Consider the following 12,613-nt stretch of genomic DNA (forward strand, 5'->3'; position numbering starts at 1 on the left):
ATATTTGATTTGGCCAACCTGCACCTGAATTGTACCAATATGACAATTATGAATTAGATGTAATTGACTGTCAATTCAATATCCCCTGCTATTTCGGGTTTTTGCCAGGGTTCAACAGTTCTTTGAGCTCCTCTTCATTTAAATCTGTAAACCAATTTGGAGACCGGTATGCCTCTACGGTCTCAAAGCTCATATATTCCCCTGGTTTGACACTAAGGATGTCACTCACCAGTTCGAATACCCTGATTTCTTCCTTAGGTTTCTTCCACTTTTTCTTTAACAGGTATGTCCACAAGCTTTCAACAGTTGCTTTTCCATAGCCCAGCACTTCAAATTCTTCTACTTTACTAATCAGCGCCGGCTCGACATCATCATAAAAATTACTGTACGGATGTTTCAATACGTTCATATTTGTCCCCCGCTTCATTTTCAAATCGCCAACAACTTGTCATGCTTTGTCCATCCTAATGCATATAGATAATTGTATACGATATTACGATTTTTGAGAAGGCAGGGAATGGGATGTCTAAATTTCTAAAAGGCACTATGATCTTAATGGGAGCTGCCTTGATCACCCGGATACTGGGTTTCATAAACAGGATTGTCGTTGCAAGGTTTATCGGTGAAGAGGGAGTCGGTCTCTTCATGATGGCGTTTCCAACTCTGATCCTTGTTATTACCATCACCCAAATGGGACTGCCTGTTGCGATTTCAAAAAGTGTAGCCGAGGCGGAAGTTCAGGGTGATATAAAAAAAGTTAAAAAAATTCTCGCTGTGTCGTTGGCTATTACGGTTTCACTTTCGTTGATATTCACGCCCGCGTTGATACTGCTTGCTCCTTATCTATCAGAAACTCTTTTTACAGATTCCCGTACCTACTATCCACTGGTTGCCATTGCGCCAATTATACCGATTGTTGCGGTTTCATCTGTTATCAGGGGATACTTCCAGGGAAGGCAGAACATGAAGCCTGCAGCTGTTTCCCAAGTAATCGAACAGGTGGTCCGCATCTCATTGATTGCAGTAATGACCAAGACGTTCCTTCCATATGGTATTGAGTACGCTGCAGCAGCGGCGATGGCGGCTTCTGTACTGGGTGAATTGGCTTCCCTTCTTTACATGTTCACTGCTTTTAAAATCAAGAAAAAGTTCAAAGTAAGAAGAAACTTTTTTCAATCTGTCAAATCCGGAAAATCTACACTAAATGAATTATTAAGTGTGGCACTTCCCACAACCGGCAGCCGTATGATTGGGTCCATCTCCTGGTTTTTCGAGCCAATTGTGGTCGCCCACAGTCTCGCACTGGCAGGTGTAGCTACTTCACTTGCCACCAGGCAATATGGTTCCCTGACAGGCTTTGCCCTTCCATTATTGTTTCTGCCGTCCTTTATTACGGTCTCGCTTTCTACATCTCTCGTACCTGCAGTTAGTGAAGCAAATAAACAGAAAAATTTTATGTTGATTGAACACCGCCTGACTCAGGCGCTGAGGTTCTGCCTCATAACCGGCGGGATTGCTGTGGTCCTGCTGTTTGTATTTGCAGAGCCGTTGATGACGGTTATGTACGGCAGCAGCAGTGGAGCGGGCTTCGTGATGATCATGGCTCCATTTTTCCTTTTTTACTATTATCAAGGTCCCCTTCAGGCCGTCCTTCAGGCACTGGACCTGGCGAGGGCCGCCATGATCAACAGTTTGATCGGGGCCATTGTCAAAACAGCCATCATCTTTATTCTGGCCTCACAGCCGGCTTTCGGTATTAACGGTGCAGCCCTGGGGATCGTAACGGGCATGATGCTTGTTACCCTCCTTCACTTTGCAACGATTTTAAAGACGATTCCAATGACAATTTATATCCGGGATTACTTAAAGTTTGCCATTGTGATGGCAAGTACCGGTTTAACTGGTCATTATGTATACAGCAGCGTATTTCAGGATTTGTCTCTGGGGCTCCGTCTGCTGGCAGGGATCACGGTGACTTCCATTCTATATGTCCTGCTGTCCATCATTTTAAAGTTGATCAGCAAAGATGACCTGAAAAGGATACCAGTCATCGGAAAACGGATTCCTGATTAAAAAGTGCAAGCGTGTTTAATGCTGAAGCTGGATTCTTCAAAACGCACAAGCACCCCGTTTAGCCCCGACAGGCAAATGTTCCTCAGCGAAAAAAAGGTGATCTTTCCTTTTATTCGCTGAGGGTTATTTGACCCCGAGGGGCTGGGTTACGTTCCAGTGGGTACGTAACCTCGGGTGCTGAAGCTGGATTCTTCAAAAAGCGCAAGCACCCGTTTAGCCCCGACAGGCAAATGTTCCAAAGAGAAAAAGGATGGGTTTCCCTTTTATTCTCTTTGGGTTATTTGACCCCGAGGGGCTGGGTTACGTTCCAGTGGGTACGTAACCTCGGGTGCTGCAGCTGGATTCCGGACCGCACTACTTTAAAACCCTAACCTTTTGTACAATTAAAAGCCATTCCCCGCAAGTAGTGCAGGGAATGGCTTTTTCAGCGAGCTAGTTGCGTCAACGGGCATGTCTTATTCATCACGCTGATCAATATAAAATTCACCGTTCTGATAACTGCAAAATGAAATTCTCTCAAGATCATGATAATTTTCCCCTCGCAGTTTTTGCCTCAACCAGAATTCATTTTTTCCAATCATGTTAAGGTGTTTTTGCTGAATGATCCCGTCGAGTATCAGCGGAAGGGTTAAGGATCCCTCTCCATTACTGTCTTCTTTTTTTATCACGGACAATGTCCCTGAAGGTTCGAGGATGGCAAACTCCACATCCGCAACATTACTGACATCTTTCTCTCTAAGCTGCAGCAGCAAATCATCAAAATTATACCTTTGGCGTCTCATCGCCCGTTCATCTATCTTTCCATGGCTGATTACGACAATCGGCTTCCCATCTACGATTTCCCTGAATTTTTTACTCTTTAGTGAGAGAAACGCTGTAACAATTTGTATCAGCATTAAAACAGCCATCGGCAGCAAGGTATTGACCAATGCACTGTCAGGCTCTTCTATAGCCAGAACAGCCATTTCGGCAATCATGATAAACACGACCAGATCCAGGAGGCTCAACTCACCAATCTCCCGTTTGCCCATTAACCGGAAAATAAATAAAATGACGGCATATAAAAAAATGGTACGGACAGCAATAATCAGATACTCCTCCACGTCCCTCTCCTCCTTCAGGTACGTTTGCACACTTTATTATGCTCCTGGGAAAAGGAAAGATGAGAGGTAAGATTTACTATTCCGCTAATTGCAGGGCTTTATAGTTCCATTTTGGTCCAGCGAGGGCTTCTGGAAGCTGCTTTTATTGAAGTCAATTTTGATGTTTATCCTATGGGTGTTACATAAGACACCCTAATTCTTAATTCTCGTTCGTTTTGGCTTTATGAACCCTTCATAAAACACCCTAATTCTTAATTCCAGCTCTTTTTGGTCTTATCAACGGTCCATGAGACACTCTAATTCTTAAATCACGCTCTTTTTGGTCTTATGAACCCTCCATGAGACACCCTAATTCTTAATTCCAGCTCTTTTTGGTCTTATGAACCCTTCATAAGACACCCTAACTCTTAATTCCAGCTCTTTTTGGTCTTATCAACCCTCCATGAGACACCCTAATTCTTAAATCACGCTCTTTTTGGTCTTATGAACACTTCATGAGACACCCTAATCCTTAAATCCCGCTCTTTTTGGCATTATGAACACTTCATGAGACACCCTAATCCTTAGATCCCGCTCGTTTTGGTCTTATGACCCCTTCATGAGAAACCCTAATCCATAATCCCGCTCGTTTTTGGTCTTATGAACACTCCATGAGACACCCTAATCCTTAGATCCCCTCAAAACAAGCCATCCCGTATCAGGATGGCTCAAAACATTTTTCCTTACACTAAGCCCCAAAAAAAGGCAGGATATATTTAAAGTACACATACACAGTACAAACAGCCAGTGATATCAAGGTGATCGGCACCCCGATTAATAAGTATTGATAAAATTTAATATGCACATTCTCCTTGGAGGCAAGTCCGACAATCACGAGGTTGGAAGATGAACCAAGAAGAGTTCCATTCCCCCCTAGACAAGCTCCGAGTGCCAGTGACCACCATAAAGGATCCATATTAACCATTCCAAATTCCTGAAATTCCTCAATTACCGGTATCATCGCTGCCACAAACGGGATGTTGTCAACCACGGCGGAAAGAAGGCCTGTTCCCCATAAAATGACAAATGCCGTTGTCTTCATGTCCCCTTCTGTCAGTTTGATGATCTCCCTGGCAGCTTCATCAATGAATCCTGCCTCTTCGATTCCGCCTACGAGCAAGAAGAGACCGATAAAGAAAAATAATGTTCCCCACTCCACTTCTTTTAAAATCTCCTCCGGGTCGTACACTTTCTCAAGCAGCAGCATGATCAGTACTGCTCCTGCCAATGCAACTGATGTAACGTCAAGATGCAGCACCGGATGCAGTGAAAAGCCAACGAGCACAAGCCCCAGAACACTGATCGAAGATATAAGTCCATTATTTTTCTTAAGGTATCTCTTCGCATTGATTCCCCGCAGTAACAGCTTTTTGTCTTCTTTTACAACCAAGATCTCCTTATACAGCAGACAGATAATTATGATGGTGACAAGGAGGATGAGTGCGGATACAGGAAGGAGATTCTGCAGGAATGCATTAAAGGTGAAATGCTTTACCGCCTGACCGATCATCATATTCGGCGGATCCCCAATAAGCGTGGCGGTACCGCCGATATTACATGCAAGAATCATCATCACTAAAAATGGCAGCGGCGGCAGATCCAGAACCTTTGTCAAAGTAAACAGGATCGGCACCAAAAGCATGGCGATGGTTACGTTGGCCAAGAAAGCTGAACCAATCGCGGACAGTAATGAGAAGACGACCAGAAGCGCCAAGCCATTTCCGTTGACTGCTTGGGCAAGTCTTATTGCCAGAAACTCAAAAAAGCCTGTCTTGCTTGTGACGGTGACAATTAACATCATTGAAAACAGCAGCGTGATTGTTTTCCAGTCGATATAGGTGAATAAAGCTTTTTCTATGGAAAAGGCCCCAATTAAAAGCATGGCCACCCCGCCGCACATGCTCGCCAGGATCCGGTTCCATTTCTCGGTGATTAACAAGATATAAACGGCTGTAAATACCGCCAGTATGATAAAGGGTGACATACATCCCTCTCCTTTAAAATTCCTATGTATTCAAAAAAGAAAAGCTGTTCGGCTTGTCTGCTTCTACCATTGTATGAAGCTTGGCCGGTAAAAATTATAGTCTAATTTTTTCTTTTGCGAATATGCTTGTACTAGGAAAAGCTTGCAATTTTCATGTTTGAACAGAAAGGAGAGGGAGACGATAGAAGCCAAAAAAATGGGAAGTGCGATTCTGTATGGGACTGGGACCATTTTGGTCATAGCCATAGCAGCGAGTTTACTATTTGCCTTATTGCTGCGGTTCACAAGTCTGGAAGAAAGTTCAATCAATCTGGCAGTGACCATCATATCATTCCTGGCGCTCTTTATTGGCGGTTTCATGTCTGGAGGAAAAGGGAAAGAAAAAGGGTTGGTCCTGGGAGGGCTTACCGGCGTACTATTCTCTGTTGGAGTATTTTTATTTCAGTATTTGGGATATGACTCCCTGTTTTCCATGAAACAGGTTGTTTATCATGTCTGCTTCATCATCACTTGCATGATGGGCGGAATCCTCGGTGTCAATGTCAGCGGCGGAAAGTCTTCATGACCATAATAAAAGGCTGTATTTGTATAGATTGTTGCTTACGGAAAAATCCAAAAGGCCGGACCCTTGGGTACAAGGGCTTTTCTCTCTGAACAGGGTAAATACTTTTTTTCTTGCTTACAAGGAGAATTGATGTGAATTCCGGCCATATCTCTTGTTCACATTAAATAGCAGCAAATTTTCAGAAAAGAGCCTAATAAAAAAGCCCCGCATTTTTAGTATGCGGGGCTTTTCCCATTATGCTTTGACTACTTCACGGACAGCGTTTCTGTCGTATGTAAGACGGCTTCCATCTCCGCATTTTACAACGATTTTACCTTCTTCGATCGCGTCGATGATACCATGTAATCCGCCGATAGTGATGATCTTGTCACCTTTTTGCAAATCATTTTGCATTTGCTGAACCGCTTTCTGACGTTTTTGCTGAGGACGAATCAGCAAGAAGTAGAAAAGGACGAACATCAGCAATAAAGGAATTAACGTAGCGAATGTATCCATTCTATGACCTCCTTTCCAATTAAGGATGTGTATTCTTATAAAAGAACATCCTAATATCAGAAGTTTTTGGCATCAGGACGATTATATCCATATGCTTCAAAAAATTCTTCTTTAAAGTCCCCCAGACGATCTTCTCGAATCGCTTGTCTGACTTGCTCCATTAATTTTAACAGAAAATGAAGATTATGATAAGTCGTAAGTCTGATTCCAAAGGATTCATCACATTTTATCAAGTGACGGATATACGCTCTGGAATAGTTACGGCATGTGTAGCAGTCACAATTTTCATCGATAGGATTGAAATCCCTCGCAAACTTCGCATTCTTTACAACGAGGCGGCCTTTGCTTGTCATGAGGGTTCCGTTCCTTGCAATACGTGTTGGGAGAACACAGTCAAACATGTCAATTCCTCTAATAGCCCCGTCGATCAAGGCATCAGGAGATCCGACTCCCATCAGATACCTTGGCTTATTATCTGGTAGCAGCGGTGTCGTGAATTCAAGCACTCTGTTCATGACATCCTTAGGTTCCCCAACTGAAAGACCCCCGACGGCATAGCCCGGAAAATCAAGAGAAACCAGATCCTTGGCACTTTGACGGCGCAGATCTTCATATTCTCCGCCCTGTACGATCCCGAATAAACCTTGATCCTGTGGACGCTGATGAGCTTCAAGACAGCGTTCTGCCCATCTAGACGTTCTTTCCACCGAGCGCTTCATATACTCATGCTCAGCAGGGTAAGGCGGGCACTCATCAAACGCCATCATGATATCCGAACCGAGCGCATTTTGTATTTCCATTGCCTTTTCCGGACTCAGGAACAATTTATCGCCATTGAGATGGTTACGGAAATGAACTCCTTCTTCTTCAATCTTGCGGAACTCACTTAGGCTAAACACTTGGAAGCCTCCTGAATCAGTCAGGATTGCACGGTCCCAGTTCATGAACTTATGCAGTCCGCCTGCTTCCCTGATGATTTCATGTCCTGGTCTCAGCCAGAGATGATACGTATTGCTCAGGATAATTCCTGCTTCCATTGCTTTCAAGTCTTCCGGTGACATCGTCTTGACAGTCGCCAAGGTCCCTACAGGCATGAAGACCGGGGTGTCAAAAGAGCCGTGAGGGGTATGGACCCTTCCCAAACGCGCTCCTGTTTGTTTACAAGTTTTGATATGTTCATAACGAATTGCAGTCAAATCGTCTAACTCCTTCCAATGTTACAGAATCAGCATGCTGTCGCCAAAGCTGAAAAATCTGTACTTTTCCTCTACAGCTGTATTGTATGCATTAAGAATGATATCCCTGCTGGTAAAGGCACTGACCAGCATGATCAGGGTCGATTTTGGCAGATGAAAATTGGTAACCAGCCCATCAATGGCCTTAAATTCATACCCTGGGAAGATGAAGATATCGGTCCAGCCGCTCTCTTCCACAAACCTGCCGTCATGCTTGGAGGCAATCGTCTCCAACGTCCTGGTAGAGGTGGTACCGACGGTGATAATCCGGCCGCCGCTTATCTTTACTTCGTTAAGAAGGCGCGCAGTCCCTTCGGTGATTTGATAAAACTCCGAGTGCATGTCATGCTCTTCTATACTATCTACCGAGACCGGACGGAATGTTCCAAGCCCCACATGCAGAGTGATAAAGGCCACATGGACCCCCATTGACCGGATCTCATCCAACAGTTCCTCTGTAAAATGAAGCCCTGCTGTCGGGGCAGCCGCCGATCCCCTTTCTCGTGCAAATACCGTCTGGTACCTGTCCTGGTCATCCAGCTTTTCGCTGATATAAGGAGGAAGCGGCATTTCGCCCAGTTCATCCAGAACTTCATAGAAAATTCCTTCGTAATGGAATTCGAGGATTCTTCCTCCCTGATCTTTTTCTTCCGTACAAATTGCTGTCAGTTTTCCTTCTCCAAAAGAAATTTTGGTCCCAACCTTTACTCGTTTAGCCGGCTTGATCAACGTTTCCCACCTGTCCCCTTCTTCTTGCTTCAGAAGCAGGACTTCAATTTTAGCACCGGTTTCTTCTTTCACCCCAAATAGACGGGCAGGAAGGACTCTTGTGTCATTCAGCACGAGACAATCTCCTTCTTTCAGAAAGTCCGTGATGTCCTTGAATTTCTTATGCTGCAAGTCCCCGCTTTCCCGGTCGATCGCCATCAGCCTGCTCTCTGAACGTTTTTCAAGAGGCGTCTGGGCAATCAATTCTTCGGGCAAGTGGAAATCAAAATCTTCAACTTTCAAAGCTCTCACCTTACTTTTCTTATTTGTACTAATTCAATAACTGCTGCCCATAAAGCAGCATAGTGTATCTATTTAAATCTTCCTATCACGTAAAAAATTAATGATAACACGATACTGACAATTATGGACGTCACTACCGGAAAATAAAATGTTGAATTCTCTTTTTTTATAATGATATCGCCAGGCAGCCTTCCGAGCTTGGTAAAGGCCATCAAAAACCCGATGATCAGCAGGACAGCTCCGGCAATCATCATTAACTTCGGCAATCCTGTCATGCGTTTGGAACCTCCAGCCCAAAATGTTCATACACAAGAGAAGTGACTACTCTCCCCCTTGGTGTACGTTGTAAAAAGCCAATTTGCAGCAGATAGGGTTCATATACGTCTTCAATCGTATGAGACTCTTCGCCAATACTGGCAGCGATGGTATCCAGACCGACGGGACCGCCTTTGAACCTTTCAATGATGCCCTTGAGCAATTTATGGTCAATATGGTCAAGGCCCAATTTGTCGACCTGCAGCAGTTCCAGGGCATGGCTTGCAAGGTCACTTGTAATTTCCCCATTGCCTCTTACCTGTGCAAAATCCCGTACTCTTCTCAGCAGCCGGTTTGCAATTCTGGGAGTCCCCCTGGACCTTCTTGCAAGCTCAACGGAGGCAAGTCCATCAATTTCCGTACCCAAAATTTCGGACGTACGAATCACAATCTCCCGAAGTTGTTCCTCATTATAATATTCAAGCCTGCACAATACACCAAATCGGTCACGAAGAGGAGCAGAAAGCGCACCCGCTCTTGTTGTAGCGCCTACCAGTGTGAAAGGAGGCAGGTCAAGCCGGACAGATCTTGCACTTGGTCCGTTGCCGATAACGATATCCAGGCAGAAATCCTCCATTGCAGGGTAAAGTACTTCCTCGATTGAACGAGGCAGCCGGTGAATTTCATCGATAAAAAGGACATCCCCCGGCTCCAGGGAAGTCAAAATGGCAGCAAGGTCACCAGGACGCTCTATTGCCGGTCCCGACGTTGTGCGCAGGTTGACCCCCATTTCATTGGCGATGACAGCGGCAAGGGTGGTTTTCCCCAGTCCCGGGGGACCATAAAGGAGAACATGGTCCAATGTTTCCTGTCTCATCCTGGCCGCTTCGATAAAGATGCTTAAATTGCTTTTGACTTTATCTTGTCCAATATATTGATTTAATGTTTGTGGTCTTAAGGAAAGTTCAAAGGAATGATCACTTGTTTCTGCTTCCGAAGATACTACTCTCTCTTCCAACTGCTCCGTCCCCTTTCCCGATGGTTATTTTAACAATAATTTTAAGGCATCCTTGATCAATTCATCTGTCGTTTTACCTTGAGAGGATAACTTTGGCGTCACTTTTTTGATTTCCCTTTCGGAATAGCCAAGTGCTTTCAATGCCAGGGCAGCCTCTTCAATCAGTTCATCATTACCGGAAACAGCCTCATACTTTCCTTCTTGAAACAAGTTTGGAAAGTAGTCAGGTACGACATCCTGTAATTTCCCTTTTAAATCAAGAATCATCTGCCTTGCTGTTTTCTTGCCGACACCTGGGAACTTGGTCAGAAATCTCTCATCTTCTCCTTCAATTGCTGAGATGACCTGTTCAGGTGCTCCTGAAGCGAGAATGGCCAAAGCACCTTTTGGACCGATACCCGACACATTCAGCAGCTTGATGAATAATAATTTTTCTTCCATGGATAAAAAACCGTACAATGCCAAAATATCTTCCCTGACATGTTGATATGTATAGATGGTCGTTTGTTGATTTTCAAATTTTGAAAACAGGAAAGGATTGCTTGTGAATATTTGATACCCGATCCCTCCATTTTCAAGGACCACAAATTCCGGCCCCACTCTTTTTACAGTTCCATTTATATATTCATACATAGGTTTTCTTCTCTCCCTTAATCACTACATTGTACCATAAGAATGAAGAATATCGTGGGTTCATTCATAACATAATGCAAACCCAAAACATCTGTTCTTATTTTACCAAAAAAACAGGAGAAAGAAAGAACCTGCCTTAATTTAATACGGATTGGATTCAATATTTTTTGTTTGCTGTGATGGTGTCCGGTGCGGCCAAACTGCGGAACATTCAGGGGTAAATCCGACTTCCCACTTACGCCAGCAGTTACAGAAGGAACAGGCTGTTTTAAAATACAAAAATAACCGGCTCTGGTGCGGCCGGTTACTCAAAAGAAACGTTATCATCTAGAGAAAACGGCTGAAAGCTTTGGATGACCTGCTGGTAGCCCTGTTTTGATTTTACAGGAATCCCTTTGACAAGTTCGTCATGCTGCTTGCTTTCAAGCCTGTTAATATCTATTTGGAAAAAAGATTGAATGATTTCAGACTGGCCCGGCTTTCCGTTAAAGATGGAAAGCACCCCGTCTTCTGAAATCCCGAAATAACCGTTCGATTTCATCAATGGAGAAATATCATCGACCGACTGGCGGAACACCACCTGGTCTTCAGACATGTCCACAAGTTCCCATGCCGCATAGGCCGCCCAAAAATCTTCCATGGACCAGATGGTTTCTGACCTGATTTCTTCACTTACCTCACCATCCAGATAAACTCGTTCCAGTATAACGTCCACCATATGGACCTGAGAAACAGCTGCTGCTTCTTCTAAAGCCGCTGGATTTTCTGCTGCTTCTTTTACAGTATTTCCGTCATTATGAAAAAACGTGAAATAAAATGCCCCTATAAGCAGCAATACCATAAACACGATTCGAATTTTAACCGTCATCGTGATCACCTCTAACTCTGATAGTTTAATCTCTTTCTCGTGGCTGACATGCGGATACATCTCTTCCATCACTGGTACTAGTCTGACCAATTTTTAACAATCCTATCCCCATTTAAGGGATAATTTTCTTTCTTGGATGTGTATCAGGACGGAACAAAGGCACAAGCGGCTTGTCTATAATTATGAAAACAGTAGTAGCCTTCTATTTGAGTTGTGCTTGGTTAGTGTTTCCAACAGGCTCGTATCAGGCACTAATTCTTGCCTTAATAACAAAAAATTTTTAACAAGAAGGTGATAAATTGTATTATTGTTTTTCACCTATTTAACAAAAAGGGTGTTTGATTTCCGCTCCAGGCGAGCGACTCCGCGGGGCGGGCGCTAAGCCCGCAGGAGGTCGCACACCTTCCGCTCCAATCGGACATTATATGCTCCTGCAGACGGCTTCCAATTGATTATCTTTATGGTATGAATTGAGATTGGAGTGCAAGCGTGCTAATACTGTATTAATCTTATGAATCTAATAAGCTCACCTTCAACTAACAATGCCACCAAGAAAAAAAGCGAGGAATTTTCTTCCCCGCTTTAGCCTTCTCCTCTTATAGATCTAAGGATATCGTGTATATCCATCTGGATCGCCTCACGCGGTCCTCCATCACGCAAGTCGTTGTCAATGTTGCGCAGGCGGCTGAATGTTCCTTCATCAGCTGCTACAGTAACTGTCCGCCCTTTTAAATATGGCTGGACAGCACGTTCGATTTCCCTCTTTGTTTGTTGAAACCGGCTGTGATCATCCAGGTCCACGGCTATCAACACATCAGATCCATATGTTACAGACCGGACATCATTCACATTCTCAACCGAAGCCGTTACATCCCCGATTTTCTCTGCAAGCTTTCCTTCATAAGCGGTGTAATAAGATTGTCTTGCCCTTCGTGTATTATCATCAAGATGTCCATGGTAATTGGCATCTCCATGACTGGCTCTACCATCTTGCAACAGGTAGTTTCGATCGATTTCTGCAAGGGGTTTGGAAGGATTTTGCGGATTTCCGTTTTCATCCTTTATTTGAAGATACCTTCTTTTGCCTTCTCGGATAGCCTGCCCTTCCTGTCCGATTGAATGATCATACCATTCGGTCAGCGGGCCGTCTCTATCATCATTCCTGTCGTTTCCATGACCTTGATTGGAATAAACACCCATAGGTTCATACGGGTTATCGTGCTGCCCTTCGGCTGCATTCTCAGCACCGTTACACGCCCCCAGAAACATGGCTGATATAGGAATAAGCAAAAGCTTTTTGTGCATCATGGTCACCTTCTTCCGCAAACTTTGAG

Annotated in this window: 13 protein-coding genes; 2 read left to right on the forward strand and 11 right to left on the reverse strand. The window is 44.2% G+C overall.

The features are described from left to right. Positions 1-88: 88 nt before the first annotated feature. Entirely contained in the window at positions 89-409 is a 321-nt protein-coding gene (locus V1502_RS15225; RefSeq protein WP_409251485.1) for a post-transcriptional regulator, read from the reverse strand. A 113-nt stretch (positions 410-522) separates the two neighbouring features. On the opposite strand from V1502_RS15225, the gene spoVB reads away from it, so the two are divergent. Continuing rightward, the gene (gene spoVB / locus V1502_RS15230; RefSeq protein ID WP_409251486.1) at positions 523-2,073 is read left to right on the forward strand and encodes a stage V sporulation protein B; all 1,551 of its coding nucleotides are present in this window, start codon (positions 523-525) and stop codon (positions 2,071-2,073) included. Positions 2,074-2,528: 455 nt separating this feature from the next. Here spoVB and V1502_RS15235 read toward each other — a convergent pair whose 3' ends face one another. Both V1502_RS15235 and V1502_RS15240 read right to left on the reverse strand, forming a co-directional pair. Beyond that, positions 2,529-3,176: a DUF421 domain-containing protein gene (locus V1502_RS15235; RefSeq protein WP_409251487.1), complete on the reverse strand. Its 648-nt coding sequence runs from the start codon at positions 3,174-3,176 to the stop codon at positions 2,529-2,531. Positions 3,177-3,903: 727 nt separating this feature from the next. Further along, positions 3,904-5,199 carry an ArsB/NhaD family transporter gene (locus V1502_RS15240; protein ID WP_409251488.1) on the reverse strand — a complete coding sequence of 432 codons (1,296 nt, stop codon included), beginning with the start codon at positions 5,197-5,199 and terminating at the stop codon, positions 3,904-3,906. A gap of 196 nt (positions 5,200-5,395) precedes the next feature. Between V1502_RS15240 and V1502_RS15245 the strand changes: the two genes are divergently transcribed. Further along, positions 5,396-5,764 carry a TIGR04086 family membrane protein gene (locus V1502_RS15245; protein WP_409251489.1) on the forward strand — a complete coding sequence of 123 codons (369 nt, stop codon included), beginning with the start codon at positions 5,396-5,398 and terminating at the stop codon, positions 5,762-5,764. A gap of 234 nt (positions 5,765-5,998) precedes the next feature. On the opposite strand, the gene yajC is transcribed toward V1502_RS15245, so the two are convergent. The 8 genes from yajC to V1502_RS15285 form a co-directional block, all read right to left on the reverse strand. Next, positions 5,999-6,259 (reverse strand): preprotein translocase subunit YajC, encoded by a 261-nt coding sequence (yajC, locus tag V1502_RS15250; protein WP_409251490.1) that lies wholly within the window; start codon positions 6,257-6,259, stop codon positions 5,999-6,001. A gap of 56 nt (positions 6,260-6,315) precedes the next feature. After that, positions 6,316-7,455: a tRNA guanosine(34) transglycosylase Tgt gene (gene tgt, locus V1502_RS15255; RefSeq protein ID WP_409251491.1), complete on the reverse strand. Its 1,140-nt coding sequence runs from the start codon at positions 7,453-7,455 to the stop codon at positions 6,316-6,318. A 21-nt stretch (positions 7,456-7,476) separates the two neighbouring features. Next, complete coding sequence (queA, locus tag V1502_RS15260; protein ID WP_409251492.1) at positions 7,477-8,505, reverse strand: tRNA preQ1(34) S-adenosylmethionine ribosyltransferase-isomerase QueA; 1,029 nt, start codon at positions 8,503-8,505, stop codon at positions 7,477-7,479. 68 nt (positions 8,506-8,573) lie between these two features. Further along, complete coding sequence (locus V1502_RS15265) at positions 8,574-8,780, reverse strand: DUF2905 domain-containing protein (RefSeq protein ID WP_409251493.1); 207 nt, start codon at positions 8,778-8,780, stop codon at positions 8,574-8,576. Then, positions 8,777-9,778 (reverse strand): Holliday junction branch migration DNA helicase RuvB, encoded by a 1,002-nt coding sequence (gene ruvB / locus V1502_RS15270; RefSeq protein ID WP_409251494.1) that lies wholly within the window; start codon positions 9,776-9,778, stop codon positions 8,777-8,779. Before ruvB ends, V1502_RS15265 begins: the two co-directional genes overlap by 4 nt. A 24-nt stretch (positions 9,779-9,802) precedes the next feature. Beyond that, on the reverse strand, positions 9,803-10,411 hold the full coding sequence (gene ruvA, locus V1502_RS15275) for a Holliday junction branch migration protein RuvA (RefSeq protein WP_409251495.1): 609 nt from the start codon (positions 10,409-10,411) through the stop codon (positions 9,803-9,805). Positions 10,412-10,715: 304 nt separating this feature from the next. After that, entirely contained in the window at positions 10,716-11,279 is a 564-nt protein-coding gene (locus V1502_RS15280; RefSeq protein ID WP_409254363.1) for a BofC C-terminal domain-containing protein, read from the reverse strand. Between the two features lie 582 nt (positions 11,280-11,861). After that, positions 11,862-12,584 carry a YhcN/YlaJ family sporulation lipoprotein gene (locus V1502_RS15285; protein ID WP_409251496.1) on the reverse strand — a complete coding sequence of 241 codons (723 nt, stop codon included), beginning with the start codon at positions 12,582-12,584 and terminating at the stop codon, positions 11,862-11,864. Positions 12,585-12,613: the final 29 nt, after the last annotated feature.

The sequence above is a fragment of the Rossellomorea sedimentorum genome (genome assembly GCF_046237645.1).
GTDB classification, from domain to species: domain Bacteria; phylum Bacillota; class Bacilli; order Bacillales; family Bacillaceae_B; genus Rossellomorea; species Rossellomorea sedimentorum.

Bases quoted from the DNA above. Each gene is read 5' to 3' on its own strand.
- V1502_RS15225 (WP_409251485.1), bottom strand. From the start codon at position 409: ATGAACGTATTGAAACATCCGTACAGTAATTTTTATGATGATGTCGAG.
- spoVB (WP_409251486.1), top strand. From the start codon at position 523: ATGTCTAAATTTCTAAAAGGCACTATGATCTTAATGGGAGCTGCCTTG.
- V1502_RS15240 (WP_409251488.1), bottom strand. From the start codon at position 5,199: ATGTCACCCTTTATCATACTGGCGGTATTTACAGCCGTTTATATCTTG.
- V1502_RS15245 (WP_409251489.1), top strand. From the start codon at position 5,396: ATGGGAAGTGCGATTCTGTATGGGACTGGGACCATTTTGGTCATAGCC.
- yajC (WP_409251490.1), bottom strand. From the start codon at position 6,259: ATGGATACATTCGCTACGTTAATTCCTTTATTGCTGATGTTCGTCCTT.
- V1502_RS15265 (WP_409251493.1), bottom strand. From the start codon at position 8,780: ATGACAGGATTGCCGAAGTTAATGATGATTGCCGGAGCTGTCCTGCTG.
- ruvA (WP_409251495.1), bottom strand. From the start codon at position 10,411: ATGTATGAATATATAAATGGAACTGTAAAAAGAGTGGGGCCGGAATTT.
- V1502_RS15280 (WP_409254363.1), bottom strand. From the start codon at position 11,279: ATGACGGTTAAAATTCGAATCGTGTTTATGGTATTGCTGCTTATAGGG.
- V1502_RS15285 (WP_409251496.1), bottom strand. From the start codon at position 12,584: ATGCACAAAAAGCTTTTGCTTATTCCTATATCAGCCATGTTTCTGGGG.